We start from the raw sequence: 17,717 nt of genomic DNA on the forward strand, positions 1-17,717 counted from the left end.
GCACTCTCCGCCTAACCGAGCCGCACTCCCCGCGCCTCCAGCCACGGCACCGGATCCAGTGCCGAGCCCATCTCCGCGGTGAGTCGTACCTCGAAGTGCAGGTGCGGGCCGGTGGAGTTGCCGGTCGTGCCCGTCTGGCCGATCCACTGCCCGGTGTCCACGCGCTCGCCCTGGTCGACGGCGACGGAGGCGAGGTGGGCGTACTGCGTGTAGTAGCCGTCCGCGTGCCGGACGACGATCTCCATGCCGAAGGCGCCCCCGCACGACACCCTGGCCACGCGCCCCTCCCCGACCGCCCGTACCGGCGTACCGATCGGCACCGCGAAGTCCTGCCCGGTGTGCTGGTTCGCCCACCGCAGCCCGCCGCTGCCGAACGCCGCTGACAGCTCGTACGACTCCACCGGCGCGACCCACTCGGTCGTGAAGTCCGTCTGCGGCTGATCGAGCCGGACGGCACCGGCGCAGGAGCCGGCGGCCACGGAGGCGTCGGCCTGTCCCTGCAACTGCCACCGCGCCACTTCGAGCTTCTGCTCGATCCCCTTCTTCAGCTCGGCGAGCTCGGCGTTGCGCTTGTCCAGGGTCTGCCAGGCCCTCGCGGCCTTGGCCTCGTCCGCGGCCAGCCGGGCCTCGGCGCGACGGTTCTTCTCGATGGCGTTGTTGACGGCCATGTTCGTCTGCGAGAAGACATGCTGACCGCGCATCAACTGGTCCGGGCTCTTGGCGAGGATGAGCTGCGCGGTGAGCGGCATCCCGCCGCTGCTGCGGTACTGGGCGCGCGCGATCCGGCCCAGGTCCTCGTGCAGGACGCCGATCTGTCGCCGCTCGCGTTCGAGCAGCGCCTCGATCCGCTGTGCCTTCGTCCGCTGCACCTCGGCCTCCTGCCGCCCCGTCTCGTACCGCTGCGTCGCCAGTGCGGCGTCCTTGTACAACCGCGCCACCTGCGCACCGAGGCCCAGATCACCGCCGATTCCCTCGCCATTGAGGCTCGGGGTGTCGTTGTCGTCGCCGGTGGCGAAGGGGGGCTGGGCCACGAGCACGACGAGCGCGCACAGCAGCGCCGGAACGAACAGGCGACGGCGGCGATATGAGCGCATGTCAGCGATCGTGGCCCCCAGGCCGGGTCGCGGTCCTGTTCAGGTCGTACGCCTGGGGGACTTGTTGCTGCGGATGGCTCAGTACGGAGGTTGACGTGAGCGTCGACCAGCGTCCCCGCCGGACAGCAATCACGCACGACCACCGGCGGGTCCCGCGCTACGGCACCCCCACCAGCAGATCCGCCGCCTCCTCCCGCTCCGCCATCCCCCGCAGCGGCCCGTCCACGGCGGCCAGCTCCGCGAACGCCCCCCGCTGCACCACACGTCCCTCGTCCAGGACGACCACCTCGTCGACGGCCTCCAGCCCGGCCAGTCGATGGGTGATGAGCAGGGTCGTACGGCCCTCGGTGGCGGCCAGCAGGTCGGCGGTGAGTGCGTCGGCGGTGGGCAGGTCGAGATGCTCGGCGGGCTCGTCGAGGACGAGGACGGGGAAGTCGGCGAGCAGCGCGCGGGCCAGCGCGAGCCGCTGCCGCTGGCCGCCCGACAGCCGCGCCCCGTGCTCACCCACGAGCGTGTCCAGCCCGTCGGGCAGGCTGTCGGCCCAGTCGAGCAGCCGGGCACGCTCGAGGGCGTCGCGCAGTTCGGACTCGGTGGCGTCCTTCTTGGCGAGGAGCAGGTTCTCGCGCACAGAGCTGTCGAAGAGGTGCGCGTCCTGCGCGCACAGCCCCACGAGCCGCCGTACGTCGTCGCCGTCCAGGGCGTACGCGTCCACGCCGCCCAACATGTACGAACCCGCGTCCGCGTCCAGGAAGCGCAGCAGGGCCTGCGCCAGCGTCGTCTTGCCGGACCCGGACGGGCCGACCACGGCGATCCGGCGGCCCTCCTCCAGGGTCAGGTCGAGGCCGGCGAGCGCGTCGCGCTCCTGCCCCGCGTAGCGGGCGGTCAGGCCCGTGACGGCGACCGGGAAGGGCGACGCAGGCGCCTGCCGGGGCCGCTCCGGCTCCCGTACGGGCTCGGGGGCGTCCAGGACCTCGTACACGCGCTCCGCGCTCTTGCACACGCGCTGCCGGTACTGCACGGCGAGCGGCAGCCCCAGGACGGCCTCGAAGGCGGCCAGGGGGGTCAGGACGACGACGGCCATCGTCACGCCGCCCAGCCGCCCGTCGGCGACCGCCTGGGCGCCCACGAGGGTGGTGGCGGCGACGGTGAGCCCGGAGATCAGCGCGGTGAGTCCGTCGCCGAGCGCGGTCGCGGTGGCGGCCCGCGAGGCGATCCGGGTGAGCGTCCCGTCGGCCCGCCGTGCTTCGGCCGTACGGCTGGGCAGGGCGCCGGCGACGGTCAGCTCCGCGGTGCCGGTGAGCAGATCCGTCACGCGCGTCGCGAGCACTCCGCGGGCGGGGGCCAGCCTGCGCTCGGCGCGGCGGGCGACGGTACCCGTGACGAGCGGGACACCAGCCCCGGCCGCCAGGAGCCCCACCGCGAGCACGGCACCGGCCTCGGGCAGCAGCCACGCGGTGAAGCCGACGGCCCCGGCGGACACGACGGTCGCCGCAGCCGCGGGCAACAGCCACCGCAGCCAGTAGTCCTGCAGTGCGTCCACATCGGCGACGAGCCGCGACAGCAGATCGCCCCGACGTGTGCGACGCAGCCCGGCGGGCGCCAGCCGCTCCAGCCGCCGGTACACCGCGACCCGGGTGTCGGCCAGCATGCGCAGCACAGCGTCATGCGACACCAGCCGCTCGGCGTACCGGAACACCGCTCGCCCGATGCCGAAGGCCCGCGTCGCCGTCACGGCCACCATCAGATACAGCACCGGCGGCTGCTGCGAAGCCCGCGAGATGAGCCACCCGGAGGTCGCCATGAGCCCGACGGCACTGCCGAGCGCGAGGCTCCCGAGCAGCAGCGCGAGGGCCAGGCGACCGCGCCGGGGACCGGACATGGCGCGCACACGGGCCAGGACGCCCCGTGTGCGAGTCGCGAGCGGCATGGCCTCGGCGGCGTCCGAAGAGGCCTGGGGGTCGTCTACAGCGGTACCGCTGTGCGCTTCCCGCTCGATCGGGTCGATCGGGCGGCCGGCGACGGACACGGGCGCATTGGGCAGTGCGCTTACCTGCCCAGCTGCCACGGCTTCCGCGAGCCGCACCACCCGGTCCGCCACCCCCAGCAGCGCCGGCCGATGCACCACCAGCAGCACCGTCCGCCCCACCGCCAGCCTCCGCACGGCCTCCACGACCTCGGCCTCGGTGGCCCCGTCGAGCGCGGCGGTCGGCTCGTCGAGCAGCAGGACAGGCCGGTCCGCAAGGAACGCCCGGGCCAGTGCGAGCCGCTGCCGCTGCCCCGCGGACAGCCCGGCCCCGTCCTCACCCAGCGCGGTGTCGACGCCCCGGGGCAGCGCGTCCACGAACTCCAGCGCACCCGCGTCCCCCAGCGCACGTCGTACGGCAGCGTCGTCCGCGTCGGGACGTGCCAGCCGTACGTTCTCGGCGATCGTCCCGGCGTACAGATGCGGCCGCTGCGGAACCCAGGCGATACGCGAGCGCCACTCCTCCAGGTCGAGCTCGGCGAGATCGGCTCCCCCGACCAGCACCCGCCCCTCAGTCGGCCGCACGAACCCCAACAGCACGTTCAGCAGCGTCGACTTGCCCGCGCCACTCGGCCCGACGAGTGCGACCGTCTCCCCGGGCTCAACGGCGAGGAACACGTCCGACACGGCGTCGGCGGACCGTCCGGGGTAGCGGACCGAGACACCCTCGAACGCGAACGACAGCGTCCCCGTCGGCACCGCCGCAGTGCCCGAGGCCGGCACCGGCGACTCCAGCACCTCGAAGATCTCCTCGGCCGCGGACAGCCCCTCGGCCGCCGCGTGGTACTGCGCGCCCACCTGACGCAGGGGGAGATAGGCCTCGGGCGCCAGCACGAGGATGACCAGGCCGTCGTACAGATGCATCTCGCCGTGGACGAGCCGCATGCCGATCGTCACCGCGACCAGCGCCACCGAGAGAGTCGAGAGCAGCTCCAGTGCGAAGGAGGAGATGAAGGCGATCCGCAGGGTCCGCATGGTCGCCCTGCGGTACTCACCGGTGATACGCCGGATCGACTCGGCCTGGGCCTTGGCACGTCCGAACACCTTCAGGGTCGGCAGCCCGGCGACGACGTCAAGGAAGTGCCCGGACAGCCTGGACAGCAGCCGCCACTGACGGTCCATCCGGGACTGAGTGGCCCAGCCGATCAGCATCATGAAGATCGGAATGAGCGGCAGGGTTCCCACGATGATCGCCGCCGAGACCCAGTCCTCGGTCACTATCCGCGCCAGCACCGCCACGGGCACCACCACCGCGAGCCCCAACTGAGGCAGATAGCGTGAGAAGTAGTCGTCGAGGGCATCGACTCCTCGGGTGGCGAGGGCGACCAGTGATCCGGTCCGCTGCCCGCTCAACCAGCCGGGTCCCAGCTCGGCCGCCCGCTCCAGCAGCCGCCCCCGCAGCTCCGACTTCACCGCCGCGCTAGCCCGGTGGGCAGCGAGCTCGGTGAGCCACGCGATGACCGCACGGCCGACCGCGACAGCCACCAACAGCAGCAGGGGAGTGCGCAGTTCAGCGGCGGACATCCCGTGCTCAAAAGCACCTACTACCGCCTCGGCGATGAGCATCGCCTGCGCGATGACCAGCACCGCACCGACGGCACCCAGGCCGACGGCCGCGATCAGGAAGAGGCGAGTGGTACGGGCGTATCGAAGAAGACGCGGATCGATCGGTTTCACGTGAAACATGCCCTTCGGTCCAGGGCGGGGTGTTTCACGTGAAACATCGTGAACCACCCCGCCCGCAGTGGACTCAGTGCGTGGCCCCCGCAGCGGCGTCCGCGGCGATGTGCTGCGTGCCGATCCGCTTGCGGAACACCCAGTAGGTCCAGCCCTGGTAGAGCATGACGATCGGTGCGGCGATCACCGCACACCAGGTCATGATCTTCAGCGTGTAGGGGCTCGACGAGGCGTTGGTGACCGTGAGGCTCCACGCGTCATTGAGCGAGGACGGCATGACGTTCGGGAAGAGCGTCAGGAAGAGCATCGCCACGGCGGCCACGATGGTGACACCGGAGAAGGCGAACGACCATCCCTCGCGCCCGGCCTGGTTCGCCACGAGCGCGGCGACCAGTGCCGCGACGGCCACGATCAGGGCGACCAGGCTCTCGCCGTCGCCGTTCTCGACCTGCGTCCAGAGCAGGAAGATCAGCGCCAGCACAGCGGCGGCCAGACCGACCCGCAGAGCCAGCGCCCGCGCCCGCTCCCGGATCTCCCCGATCGTCTTGAGCGCAGTGAACACCGCGCCGTGGAAGGTGAACAGGGTCAGCGTCACCAGACCACCGAGGAGCGCGTACGGGTTGAGCAGGTCCAGGACGTTGCCGACGTACTCATGGCTCTGGTCGATCTTCACGCCCCGCACGATGTTGGCGAAGGCCACGCCCCACAGGAACGCCGGGAGCAGCGAGCACCAGAAGATGGCGTGCTCCCAGTTGCGCTGCCAGTTCTCCTCGGGCCGCTTCGCCCGGTACTCGAAGGCCACGCCCCGGACGATCAGGCAGACGAGGATGAGCAGCAGCGGCAGATAGAACCCGGAGAAGAGCGTGGCGTACCACTCCGGGAAGGCCGCGAAGGTGGCACCGCCTGCCGACAGCAGCCACACCTCGTTGCCGTCCCAGACGGGGCCGATGGTGTTGATCAGCACCCGCCGCTCGGGCCGGTTCCGGGCGAGCAGCTTGGTGAGGACACCGACCCCGAAGTCGAAGCCCTCGAGGAAGAAGTAGCCGACCCACAGGACGGCGATCAGCACGAACCAGACGTCGTGAAGTTCCATGACTCTGCAACTCCCTCGGCCTAGTAGGAGAAGGCCATCGGCTTGTCGGCGTCACGGTCGTCGCCGCCGATCTTCGTGGGCGGGTTCAGGTCGGCCTCCGTCAGCTCGGGCGGGCCGGCCTTGACGTACTTCACCAGCAGCTTGACCTCGACGACGGCGAGGATGGCGTAGAGCGCGGTGAAGACGATCATCGAGGTGAGGACCTCGCCCTGGGAGACACCGGGGGAGACCGCGTCACGGGTCCGCAGGACGCCATAGACGACCCATGGCTGGCGGCCCATCTCGGTGAAGATCCAGCCCCAGGAGTTGGCGATCAGCGGGAAGGCCAGGGTCCAGATCGCGATGCGCCAGTACCACTTGGTCAGCTTCGGCCCGAGCGCCTTCTTCGGGAGCAGGACCAGATGCGGCACCTCGTCGTCACCGACCCTCAGGTGCTGCGGCAGCATGAACTTCTTGCGGGTCAGCCAGAGCCCGGCCATACCGATGGCGAACGACGCCATGCCGAAGCCGATCATCCAGCGGAAGCCCCAGTAGGCGACGGGAATGTTGGGTCGGTAGTCGCCAGGACCGTACTTCTCCTGCTCGGCCTTGTTGACGTCGTTGATGCCCGGGACGTACGAGGTGAAGTCGTCCTTGGCCAGGAAGGACAGCAGGCCCGGAATCTCGATGGCGACCTTGTTGTGGCCCTTGTCGACGTCGCCGACGGCGAAGACCGAGAAGGGCGCCGGCTCCTCGCCGTCCCACAGCGCCTCGGCCGCAGCCATCTTCATCGGCTGCTGCTCGTACATGATCTTGCCGAGGGTGTCGCCACTGATCGCGGTGAGCATGCCGCCGATGACGACGGTGACCAGGCCGAGCCTCAGCGAGGTCTTCATGTCGCTGATGTGCTTCTTGCGGAGCAGGTGGAAGGCGGAGATGCCGACCATGAACGCGCCACCGGTGAGGAAGGCCGCCGAGAGGGTGTGGAAGGCCTGGGCGAGCGCGGTGTTCTGGGTCAGCACGAGCCAGAAGTCGGTGAGCTCGGCCCGCCCCTTCGCCTCGTTGATCCGGTAGCCGACCGGGTGCTGCATCCATGAGTTGGCCGCGAGGATGAAGTACGCCGACAGGATCGTGCCGATGGAGACCATCCACATGCAGGCCAGGTGGATCTTCTTCGGCAGCTTGTCCCAGCCGAAGATCCACAGGCCGATGAACGTGGACTCGAAGAAGAAGGCGATCAGAGCCTCGAAGGCGAGCGGAGCGCCGAAGACGTCACCGACGAAGCGGGAGTAGTCGGACCAGTTCATGCCGAACTGGAACTCCTGCACGATGCCAGTGACCACACCCATCGCGATGTTGATCAGGAAGAGCTTGCCCCAGAACTTCGTCGCTCTGAGGTACTTCTCCTTCTCCGTACGCACCCAGGCGGTCTGCAGCCCGGCCGTCAGGGCGGCCAGCGAGATCGTCAGGGGGACGAACAGAAAGTGGTAGACGGTGGTGATACCGAACTGCCAGCGCGCCAGAGTCTCCGGCGCCAAAGCCAGGTCCACGTCGCCGCTCCTTACCTACGCTTGTGAAAGCGTTCACATTCACAAGCAATTATGCAGCACCAGCTTTTCGGCCTCCGAGGGGGGTCCCCCGTTAGCACCAACCCCTTGGCGTGAACTTCAACATATTGTTGAATCGCCTGCATGCAGACACAGACACCCTTGCGGATACGGATCTCCTGGCCCGCGGGGCACCTCACCGCAGCCCTCGACGACACCCCGACCACGCAGGCCCTCACCAAGGCCCTGCCTCTCGTCTCCACCGCCCGTACGTGGGGCGAGGAGGTCTACTTCGACACGGGCGCCGCCGTTCCACGTGAAACCAACGCCCGGCAGGTCGTCGACCCGGGCACGGTCGCCTTTTGGACGGACGGCGACGCGCTCGCCCTCCCCTATGGACCCACGCCGATCTCGCGGGGCGACGAGTGCCGCCTCGCGAGCCCGTGCAACGTCCTCGGCCATCTGGACGGCGACCCCCGCCTGCTGGCGACCGTCCGCGACGGAGACCCCGTGCGCGTGGAACTCGTGGACGCCTGACCTGCTTGTGGAGCCCTACAGCTCATTGCGAAGCTCTACAGCTCCTTGCGGAACCCTTCCGCCACCTTGAGGAAGATGTCGTTCGCCTCGGCCTCCCCGACCGTCACCCGCACACCCTCGCCCGGGAACGGTCGGACCACCACGCCGTGCTGCTCGCACGCCGCCGCGAAGTCGACCGTGCGCTCCCCCAGCCGCAGCCACACGAAGTTGGCCTGGGGCTCGGGCACCGTCCAGCCCTGGGCGCGCAGCCCGTCGAGCACGCGGTTGCGCTCGCAGACCAACGAGCCGACCCGGCCCAGCAGTTCGTCCTCGGCACGCAGTGAGGCGATGGCCGCGTCCTGCGCGAGCTGGCTCACCCCGAAGGGCACGGCCGTCTTGCGCAGCGCCGCCGCGACCGGCTCATGGGCGATCGCGAAGCCGACACGGAGGCCGGCGAGGCCGTACGCCTTGGAAAACGTCCGCAGGACACAGACGTTCGGCCGCTCACGGTAGATCTCCACACCGTCCGGCACCTCGGGATCGCGGATGAACTCGCGGTACGCCTCGTCGAGCACCACCAGCACATCGGCAGGCACCCGGTCGAGGAACCGTTCCAGCTCGGCCCGCTTCACGACCGTGCCCGTCGGGTTGTTGGGGTTGCAGACGAAGATCAGCCTGGTCCGGTCGGTGATGGCGGCGGCCATCGCGTCCAGGTCGTGCACATCGCCCGGGGTCAGCGGCACCTTCACCGACGTGGCACCGCTGATCTGCGTGATGATCGGGTACGCCTCGAAGGACCGCCAGGCATAGATGACCTCGTCGCCGGGTCCGGCCGTGGCCTGAATCAGCTGCTGGGCGACGCCGACCGAGCCGGTGCCGGTGGCCAGGTGCGAGACCGGCACACCGAAGCGCTCGGACAGCTCGTTCATCAGCCCCGTGCACATCATGTCCGGGTAGCGGTTGAAGGACGAGGCGGCGGCCGTCAAGGTCTCCATCACGCTGGGCAGCGGCGGATAAGGGTTCTCGTTGGAGGACAGCTTGTAGGCCACCGGACCACCGGCCGCGGCAGGCTTGCCGGGCTTGTAGGTGGGGATCCCCTCCAGCTCCGCGCGCAGCTTGGGGCTCGTCTCGCTCACCGCAGTCCTCCTCGCGACCACCGGCGGCCCATCACCACCGCCGACTCCAATACTCCTCACCTTATGAGGATTCGGCGCCGATGCGTACAGGTGCGACGCCCTCGAGTACGGACCCCTTCCGTCACACCTGCATCAGGGGCATCGTTGTACGAAGTTGTACGAATTGGGGGGCGCATCACACATATATCTACGCGCCGGTGGCTCGCGCCGTGGCGCGCATCCCTCGTGAAGGTGAGTTGAGACCTCTTCGAAACATCGGGCAGTTGGCAGGCCCATGCGTGCCGACAAGTCACGTCCTATCATTGGATCGTTCAACTCCCTTGGTTTCCAAGGGGTTTGACGCTCGATGACCTTGCAGAAACGTGCCTGTCAACGAGTGCATATGCGTCCGCACTACCCCACCGCATGAGCCCTACTATCGGCTCGCCATGACAGCAGCAGGGAAGCACCAGGTGAGCCGCGCGGAAACCTCACGTCGAGGCAGCCGGCCCGGCCGGGCGGGCATCAGAGACGTGGCCGCCGCCGCCGGGGTCTCCATCACGACCGTCTCCGACGCCCTCAACGGCAAGGGCCGGCTCCCCGACGCCACCCGACGCCATGTCCGCGAGGTCGCCGACCGGCTGGGCTACCGGCCCTCGGCCGCCGCCCGCACACTCCGTACCGGCAAATCAGGCCTCATCGGCCTCACCGTGACGACATACGGGGATGAACCTTTCACCTTCACCGAGTTCGCGTACTTCGCCGAAATGGCCCGCGCCGCCACCTCGGCCGCGCTCGCCCGCGGCTACGCCCTCGTGATCCTCCCCGCGACCTCGCGCCACGACGTCTGGTCGAACGTCGCCCTCGACGGCACGGTCGTCATCGACCCGTCCGACCAGGACCCGGTCGTCAGTGAACTGGTCAGACAGGGCCTGCCGGTCGTCTCCGACGGTCGTCCGGCGGGCTCGCTCCCGGTCACCGCCTGGGTCGACAACGACCACGAGGCCGCCGTACTCGGCATCCTCGACCACCTGGCGGACGCCGGCGCCCGCCGGATCGGTCTGCTGACGGGCACCACCACGGACACGTACACCCGTCTGTCGACCACCGCGTACCTGCGCTGGTGCGAGCGGGTCGGCCAGGACCCGGTGTACGAGGCCTACCCGGCGCACGACCCGTGCGCGGGCGCCGTCGCCGCCGACCGGCTGCTCGCCCGCCCCGACCGCCCCGACGCCGTCTACGGCCTGTTCGACCCGAACGGCACCGACCTGCTCGCCGCAGCCCGCCGCTACGGACTGCGCGTACCGGACGACCTGCTTCTGGTCTGCTGCAGCGAGTCCACCGTGTATGCCAACACCGAGCCGCCCATCACCACGCTCTCCCTGAAGCCGCGCCGGATCGGCACGGCCGTGGTCCAGCTCCTCATCGACGCCATCGAGGGGGTCGAGTCGGACCGACCGGTCGAGCAGGTGATACCGACCGAGCTGATCGTGCGTACCTCGTCCCAGCGACGGCCGCCGCGTACGACGGTCAGCCCGCCTCGGTCGCCCGAGGAGCGGTAGAAGCAGGCCGGGGGGCGGTACAAGCAGGTCGAGGAGCGAAAGAAAGCGCGGTCATCAGCGGCCGAAGCCCTGCCCAATCGGGGCGAAAGCCGCGGTGAACAGGAGTCCTGCTCCGATTCACCACCCCTGGGTCATCACATGGCGCGATCGGCATTCCTATGATGGGCCCACGACACCCGCGGGCCGCTGCGACCAGGCAGTCCGATGCGGTGCAGCTGCGGCGCGATGGTGGAGGGGTCTGATGACTCAGGGGGCCGGTCAGGGACCCGAGATGGAGCGGACGGCGACGTTGCGCGACTTCCGGGTGCCCGCTTACGTCCACGAGACCGGTCCGTACGCCCACAGCACGCACCCGGGCGATGTCGCCCCGCCCCAAGACGAGGCCTATCCGGAGGGCTACACACCCACGCAGCGCGACCTGCCCGTGATCAACCGCGGTGACACTCTTCAGGTGACCGTGGACCCCGCGGCCGTGCCGGATCCGCAGTCGGTGGACGGGCCGGGTCCGCTGTTCGTCGTCGGTGACGTGCACGGCTATCTCGACGAGTTGGTGGCCGCCCTCCAGGAGAAGGGCCTCATCGACTCGGCTGGGAACTGGTGCGCGGGCACCGCCCGGCTGTGGTTCCTCGGCGACTTCACCGACCGCGGCCCCGACGGCATCGGCGTCATCGACCTCGTGATGCGGCTGTCGGCGGAGGCCGCCGCGGCCGGCGGCTACTGCAAGGCCCTGATGGGCAACCACGAGCTGCTGCTGATCGGCGCCAAGCGGTTCGGCGACACACCCGTCAACTCCGGCGCGGGCACCGCCACCTTCCAGGCGGCCTGGCTGCTCAACGGCGGCCAGAAGACCGACATGGACCGTCTCCAGGACCACCACCTGCAGTGGATGTCCCGGCTGGACGCCATGGAGCAGGTCGACGGCCATCTGCTCGTGCACTCGGACACCACCGCCTATCTCGACTACGGCGACTCGATCGAGGCGGTCAACGACACCGTCCGCGAGACGCTCACGCGCAACGACGCCGACGAAGTCTGGGACTTGTTCCGCAAGTTCACCAGGCGGTTCTCCTTCCGCGACGAGGGCGGCCCCGACCACGTTCGCTCCCTGCTCGATACGTACGGCGGCACCCGCATCGTTCACGGCCACAGCCCCATTCCCTACCTGCTGGGCGAGGTCGGCTCCGAAGAGGGCGAGGACAGCACCGGGCCCCAGATCGAGGGACCGCACGTCTACGCCGACCGTCTCGCCATCGCGATGGACGGCGGCGTGACCATGGCCGGGAAGCTGCTGGTCCAACAACTTCCCCTGGATATCTGAACGTTCACCGGGCAGACGTCCCCTCATGGCACAGTGATGGAAGACGGCGCAGGCCAGGGCCCAATTTTGTCAAACCCCCTGTCACCGTGTGCCGTCACCGCTCTACCATCGGCTTATCCGTAGCAGGCTCCCCTCCGTTTCTGCCCGACGGCTCGTTGGCATGCGAGCCCCAAGCCCTACGGAGCATCGGGGGATGCACATGAACAGCGTTCCGCAGCACCTGCACAGCGAGGACCGCCAAGAGTACGAGCGGATCCTCGATGAGGCGCTGCGCTCCGCACCACACCGCCCGGAACTGGCCGCTGTCGGACAGCGGCTCAACTCCGAACAGCTGCGCACCATGGCGCTCAACGCCACCGCACTCATCACGGCGGCCGCGGCGACCGAGTACCAGCACTACGTGAAGGTCCGCGAGGAACTGCGCCAACCGGCGCCGTCCACCCCGTCGTCCACCCGCGAGTCCAGCTCCACCGAGCCGGGCACGGGTGCGATGGGGCTCGCCACCACCATGGGAGAAGTCGCCGAGACCGCCGGCCCCGGCGTCGTCGCCGTGGTCGCCGTCCTGGCGCCCGTCCTCGCCGGCACCGCCGCGGCGATCTTCCTGCTCGTCGGCTACATCCTGAAGATGCTCGACCCCGAGCCGGCGTTCGCCCAGACGATGCTGACCACCGGATGGGTGTTCGGCGCCGTGGCGGCGGCCGCGATCCTGGTCGCCGCCGTCGGTCTCCTGCTCACCGCCCTGCGCAACCGGCCGGCATTCGACGGCGGACCGTACGGCGAGCTGAGCGAGGAGGTCGCCCGGGCCAGGGAAGCCTGGCGCGAGGCGCTCCTGGAGCGCGGCATCCTGCCCTTCCTGCGGGAGGCGCTCGCCGACCCCGGCACGGCATCGGCACTGCGCCGCACGCCACCCTCGACGCCGGCCGGCCGTATCCCGAACCTCGGCTACGGCCGCCCGGGTTTCAGCAGCCCGGACGACGGTGGCTCCCGAGGCTCACGGCCGAGCTTCTCCAGCCCGGACTACACGAGCCCGGACTTCGGAGGGCCGGAACACCAGCCGGAGTAGCCCCTCGGCTTGCGCCCCCGCCGTAGGAGAGCCCCCGCCAGGGGACCCTCCTCCACGACGGAGCCCCGGGGAGACCTCCTCGGGGAGGCGCAAGCCGAACGCCCGGGCAGCACACCGGACGCCGGGGCATGGCGCCCTGGGTCAGGACGTCGGCGTCAGTCCGCCATCGGCAGGTACACCCGGTTGCCGGCCGCAGCGAACTCCTTCGACTTCTGAGCCATGCCCTCCTCGATCTCCTGCTGGGATCCGCCGTGTTGGCGACGGATGTCCTGGGAGATCTTCATCGAGCAGAACTTCGGCCCGCACATGGAGCAGAAGTGGGCCGTCTTGGCGGGCTCGGCCGGCAGGGTCTCGTCATGGAACTCCCGTGCCGTGTCCGGGTCGAGAGCCAGGTTGAACTGGTCCTCCCACCGGAACTCGAAGCGGGCGTCGGACAGCGCGTCGTCCCACTCCTGCGCCCCGGGGTGCCCCTTGGCGAGATCGGCCGCGTGGGCGGCGATCTTGTAGGTGATGACGCCGGTCTTGACGTCGTCACGGTTGGGCAGGCCCAGGTGTTCCTTGGGTGTGACGTAGCAGAGCATGGCCGTGCCCCACCAGGCGATCATCGCGGCACCGATGCCGGAGGTGATGTGGTCGTACGCCGGCGCGACGTCCGTGGTCAGCGGGCCGAGCGTATAGAACGGAGCTTCATCACAGATCTCCTGCTGAAGGTCGATGTTCTCCTTGATCTTGTGCATCGGGACATGTCCCGGCCCCTCGATCATGGTCTGAACATTGAAACGCTTCGCGATCCGGTTGAGTTCCCCGAGCGTCTTCAACTCCGCGAACTGCGCCTCGTCGTTGGCGTCCGCGATCGAGCCCGGCCTGAGGCCGTCGCCCAGCGAGTACGTGACGTCGTACGCCGCGAGGATCTCGCAGAGCTCCTCGAAGTTCTCGTACAGGAACGACTCCTTGTGGTGCGCCAGGCACCACGCCGCCATGATCGAGCCACCGCGCGAGACGATGCCGGTCTTGCGGTTGGCGGTGAGCGGTACGTACGGCAGGCGCACGCCCGCGTGGACCGTCATGTAGTCCACGCCCTGTTCGGCCTGTTCGATGACCGTGTCCTTGTAGATCTCCCAGGTCAGCTCCTCGGCCCTGCCGTCGACCTTCTCCAGCGCCTGGTAGAGCGGCACCGTGCCGATCGGTACGGGGGAGTTGCGCAGCACCCACTCGCGGGTGGTGTGGATGTTGCGGCCGGTCGACAGGTCCATGACCGTGTCGGCGCCCCAGCGCGTCGCCCAGGTCATCTTCTCAACCTCCTCCTCGATGGAGGAGGTGACCGCGGAGTTGCCGATGTTGGCGTTGACCTTCACCAGGAAACGCTTGCCGATGATCATCGGCTCGATCTCCGGGTGGTTGACGTTGGCGGGCAGTACGGCCCGGCCCGCCGCGATCTCCTCGCGGACCACTTCCGGAGAAACGTTCTCCCGGATGGCCACGTACTCCATCTCGGGCGTGATCTCGCCGCGGCGCGCATAGGCGAGCTGCGTGACCGCCCCGCCGTCACGGCTCCGGCGCGGCTGGCGCGGCCGCCCGGGGAAGACCGCGTCGAGGTTGCGCAGGCCGCCGCGTGGCGAGGTGTGCTTGATCCCGTCGTCCTCAGGGCGGGCGGGACGGCCCGCGTACTCCTCGGTGTCGCCGCGGGCGATGATCCAGTTCTCCCGCAGCGGGGGCAGCCCCCTGCGGACGTCGGTGTCGGCGAGTGGATCGGTGTACGGGCCCGATGTGTCGTACAGCGTGACCGACTGCCCATTGGTGAGGTGCACCTGGCGGACCGGCACCCGCAGATCGGGGCGTGAGCCCTCGATGTACGCCTTGTGCCAGCCGATGGACTTCCCGGCCTCCTCGGACTTCTCGTCCTGAACGGAGGCAGGCGTGCGCGCGTCCTTGATGGTCATGAGACCTACTCCCTACGCCGGCATTACCCGGTAACAGGTTCGGCGGTCGACGCAGCGGTTTCCGTCTGCCGATGTTTCGTGGGGAACATCACTCTCTTCGGATGATGTTCCACGTGAAACATCGCAGGGACGGAGGTCAGCGCCCTCTCAGCCCGGTGCTCCGAGCTCCCGCGTGTACAAAGGTGGCACCACGCTAGCGTCAATTCGGGCGCGGTGAACAGAGGGCCCCGGTCGTTCTTGCGATGATCGGTCGGTGACCACGACGCATGAGCCTCCGTACCCTCCGCCCGAGCCGCCCCGCGGCTCGGGCTTCGGAAACGGCCCCGCAAACGGCCCCGCGCGGGGCAACGGCCGTACAGACGGGCGGGGTTCGGGAGTTGCCGGAGGCAGATACGGCGGTGGATACGGGCCTGGTTCCGGCGGCGGCCACGACGATCAAGCGGCTGGTTCCGGCGGCTGGCACGAACACGGGGCCGGAGCCGGGGATGGGTCCGGGTCCGGGGACGGGTCCAGGGACGGTCGGATGCAGGGGCATGGGAGCGAGGGTGGCGGGGGGCATGAGCGCGGGCCTGGATCAGGCGGCCCGTACGGTCCCGGTCCTGGTGGACTGCACGGACCCGGTTCTGGAGGACTACACGGTCCCGGTTCTGGAGGACTGCGTGATCAGGGTCCCGCTTCCGGCGGCTCACCGCGGCAGGGGCCCGGCCCGGGTGGTGGTCACGACTCCGGTGGTGGCCATGGGCACGGCTCCGGATCGGGCGGCTCGCGTGGCGGCGGCAACGGCGACGACGGCGGTGGCGGGCATGCGCACTCCCACAGTCACGCCCACGGTCCCGCGGCGCCCGTCTCCCAGCACCTGCGCAAGGTCATCGCGGCGATCCTGATCCCGTTCGCCGCGGCGGTGGTGGTGGGGCTCGCGGTGCTGTGGCCGGGCGGTGCCCCGCCGCACGAACGCACGGGGGTCGGCTTCGACCGGCAGACCTACGAGGCCACGGTCACCGAGGTGGTCGAGGTGAACTGCAAGGACGTCGGCGCCTCGGGAGTGCCCCCGACCGGCGACACCTCCACAGCCGAGGGTTCCTCCGCGGTGCAGCAGGAGAACGGCACCTGCAAGAAGGCGACGATCCGCGTCGACACGGGCAAGGACAAGGGCCGCACCTTCACGGAGATCGTGCAGCCCGACCAGTCACGGCAGTTGCACGAGGGCCAGGACGTCGTGGTCGCCTACGAGCCCTCCGCGCCCAAGGACCTGCAGTACTCGGTCACCGATGTGAACCGCAGGATCCCGATGGCCCTCCTCGCCGGCATCTTCGCGCTCGCCGTCGTGGTGGTGGGCAGGATGCGCGGTGTCATGGCGCTGGTCGCGCTGGCCATCAGCTTCCTGGTGCTGACCTTCTTCATCCTGCCGGCGATCCTGCAGGGGTCGAACCCACTGGTCGTGGCGGTGGTGGGAGCGAGCGCGATCATGCTGATCGCCCTCTACATGTGCCATGGCCTGTCGGCCCGTACGTCCGTGGCGGTGCTCGGCACATTGCTCTCGCTGCTGCTGATCGGCCTTCTCGGCTCGGGGTTCATCGACTGGGCCGCGCTCACCGGCAACACGGACGACAACACCGGTCTGATCCACGGGCTGTACCCGTCGATCGACATGAGCGGTCTGCTCCTCGCCGGCGTCATCATCGGTTCGCTCGGTGTCCTCGACGACGTGACGGTCACCCAGACGTCCGCGGTCTGGGAGCTGCACGAGGCCAACCCGACGATGGGCTGGCGCGGGCTGTACCGCGCGGGCATCCGGATCGGCCGCGACCACATCGCGTCCGTCGTCAACACCCTGGTCCTCGCCTACGCCGGCGCCGCGCTGCCGTTGCTGCTGCTCTTCTCGATCGCGCAGAGCAGCGTCGGCACGGTCGCCAACAGTGAGTTGGTGGCGGAGGAGATCGTGCGCACGCTGGTGGGCTCCATCGGCCTGGTCGCGTCGGTGCCGGTCACCACGGCTCTCGCGGCCCTGGTGGTCTCGGCCGACCGGCCGGAAAAGGGGGCGGTGTCTGCCGGTGCCCAGCCGGTACCGGCGGGCACGCAGCCGGCTCCGGGGCGGGGCGGGCGGGGGCGCCGCAGGAAGCGGTGACGGAGACGGCCGCCGATCTCACGCGGTCGGCGGGCCTGCCCATCTGGCGGAACACGGCGCACGCCCGCGAAGAAGAAGCGTTCCCGCGCGCCCCCGCAGCGCCCCGGCGAAGCGTTACGCCACACCCTCGCTGCCGTCGCGCTTCAGCCCGCGCTCTGCTCCTCCGCCAAGATGCGGTCGAGGGCCTCGTCGAGGTGGGCGTCGAAGTCGGCGAGCGCGCCCTCCTGCCCTAGCGGCACCAGCTTGTCGGTGCGGTCGAGGAAGGCCACGAGAGGCGCCACCGAGGAGCGGAACAGCGCCTGGTCGGCACCGACCTGAAGCCGGATCAGGACGTCACCCAGCGTCTCGGAACCGGCCGGTGAGACCCGTACGTCTCCCTCCCCGCACGGTCTGCCCACCCCGTCGACCAGCAGCTCGCGGCCGAAGGCCCAGGTCACGGGGGCATCGCCGGGCAGGTGGAAGGTCAACCGCACCGCATAGGGATCGCAGGTCTCGTAGCGCAGCTCCACCGGGATACGGAACGAGAGCTCCTCGGAGACGAGAAAGCTCATCATGACCTCTGCCTGTACGGACTCGCGCATCGCCTACCCCGTCGTTTGCAGTCGACTGGCCGGGAACGGACCCGACACTGGTGGAATCTTGCTGAACGTACACGAGAGATCACA

12 protein-coding genes are annotated in these 17,717 nt (G+C 69.5%); 5 read left to right on the top strand and 7 right to left on the bottom strand.

The annotated features are described in order from the left end of the window. Window positions 1-11 precede the first annotated feature (11 nt). The 4 genes from EHO50_RS36425 to EHO50_RS36440 form a co-directional block, all read right to left on the bottom strand. A complete protein-coding gene (locus tag EHO50_RS36425) occupies window positions 12-1,094 on the bottom strand; it encodes a peptidoglycan DD-metalloendopeptidase family protein (RefSeq protein WP_128435499.1) in 1,083 nt (360 codons plus the stop codon). Window positions 1,095-1,251: 157 nt separating this feature from the next. Further along, the gene (cydD, locus tag EHO50_RS36430) at window positions 1,252-4,803 is read right to left on the bottom strand and encodes a thiol reductant ABC exporter subunit CydD (protein WP_246101746.1); all 3,552 of its coding nucleotides are present in this window, start codon (window positions 4,801-4,803) and stop codon (window positions 1,252-1,254) included. Between the two features lie 64 nt (window positions 4,804-4,867). Continuing rightward, window positions 4,868-5,887: a cytochrome d ubiquinol oxidase subunit II gene (gene cydB, locus EHO50_RS36435; RefSeq protein ID WP_128435501.1), complete on the bottom strand. Its 1,020-nt coding sequence runs from the start codon at window positions 5,885-5,887 to the stop codon at window positions 4,868-4,870. A 20-nt stretch (window positions 5,888-5,907) separates the two neighbouring features. Then, the gene (locus EHO50_RS36440; RefSeq protein ID WP_128435502.1) at window positions 5,908-7,416 is read right to left on the bottom strand and encodes a cytochrome ubiquinol oxidase subunit I; all 1,509 of its coding nucleotides are present in this window, start codon (window positions 7,414-7,416) and stop codon (window positions 5,908-5,910) included. 141 nt (window positions 7,417-7,557) lie between these two features. Between EHO50_RS36440 and EHO50_RS36445 the strand changes: the two genes are divergently transcribed. After that, a complete protein-coding gene (locus EHO50_RS36445; RefSeq protein WP_128435503.1) occupies window positions 7,558-7,950 on the top strand; it encodes a cyclophilin-like fold protein in 393 nt (130 codons plus the stop codon). 35 nt (window positions 7,951-7,985) lie between these two features. Here the strand turns inward: EHO50_RS36445 and hisC are convergent, their stop codons facing one another. Continuing rightward, a complete protein-coding gene (hisC, locus tag EHO50_RS36450; RefSeq protein WP_128435504.1) occupies window positions 7,986-9,065 on the bottom strand; it encodes a histidinol-phosphate transaminase in 1,080 nt (359 codons plus the stop codon). Window positions 9,066-9,493: 428 nt separating this feature from the next. On the opposite strand from hisC, the gene EHO50_RS36455 reads away from it, so the two are divergent. From EHO50_RS36455 to EHO50_RS36465, 3 genes are all read left to right on the top strand, one after another. Next, window positions 9,494-10,606 carry a LacI family DNA-binding transcriptional regulator gene (locus EHO50_RS36455; RefSeq protein WP_128435505.1) on the top strand — a complete coding sequence of 371 codons (1,113 nt, stop codon included), beginning with the start codon at window positions 9,494-9,496 and terminating at the stop codon, window positions 10,604-10,606. Between the two features lie 241 nt (window positions 10,607-10,847). Next, entirely contained in the window at window positions 10,848-11,924 is a 1,077-nt protein-coding gene (locus tag EHO50_RS36460) for a metallophosphoesterase (protein WP_128435506.1), read from the top strand. A 193-nt stretch (window positions 11,925-12,117) separates the two neighbouring features. After that, window positions 12,118-12,987 (top strand): hypothetical protein, encoded by an 870-nt coding sequence (locus EHO50_RS36465; RefSeq protein ID WP_128435507.1) that lies wholly within the window; start codon window positions 12,118-12,120, stop codon window positions 12,985-12,987. Between the two features lie 155 nt (window positions 12,988-13,142). On the opposite strand, the gene thiC is transcribed toward EHO50_RS36465, so the two are convergent. Next, on the bottom strand, window positions 13,143-14,927 hold the full coding sequence (gene thiC, locus EHO50_RS36470; protein ID WP_128435508.1) for a phosphomethylpyrimidine synthase ThiC: 1,785 nt from the start codon (window positions 14,925-14,927) through the stop codon (window positions 13,143-13,145). Window positions 14,928-15,450: 523 nt separating this feature from the next. Here thiC and EHO50_RS36475 point away from each other — a divergent pair. After that, complete coding sequence (locus EHO50_RS36475) at window positions 15,451-17,052, top strand: YibE/F family protein (RefSeq protein WP_128435509.1); 1,602 nt, start codon at window positions 15,451-15,453, stop codon at window positions 17,050-17,052. A 143-nt stretch (window positions 17,053-17,195) separates the two neighbouring features. On the opposite strand, the gene EHO50_RS36480 is transcribed toward EHO50_RS36475, so the two are convergent. Beyond that, a complete protein-coding gene (locus tag EHO50_RS36480) occupies window positions 17,196-17,633 on the bottom strand; it encodes an SsgA family sporulation/cell division regulator (RefSeq protein ID WP_062707976.1) in 438 nt (145 codons plus the stop codon). Window positions 17,634-17,717 lie beyond the last annotated feature (84 nt).

Origin of the sequence: Streptomyces cyaneus, assembly GCF_004028635.1 — a bacterium.
GTDB lineage: Bacteria > Actinomycetota > Actinomycetes > Streptomycetales > Streptomycetaceae > Streptomyces > Streptomyces cyaneus.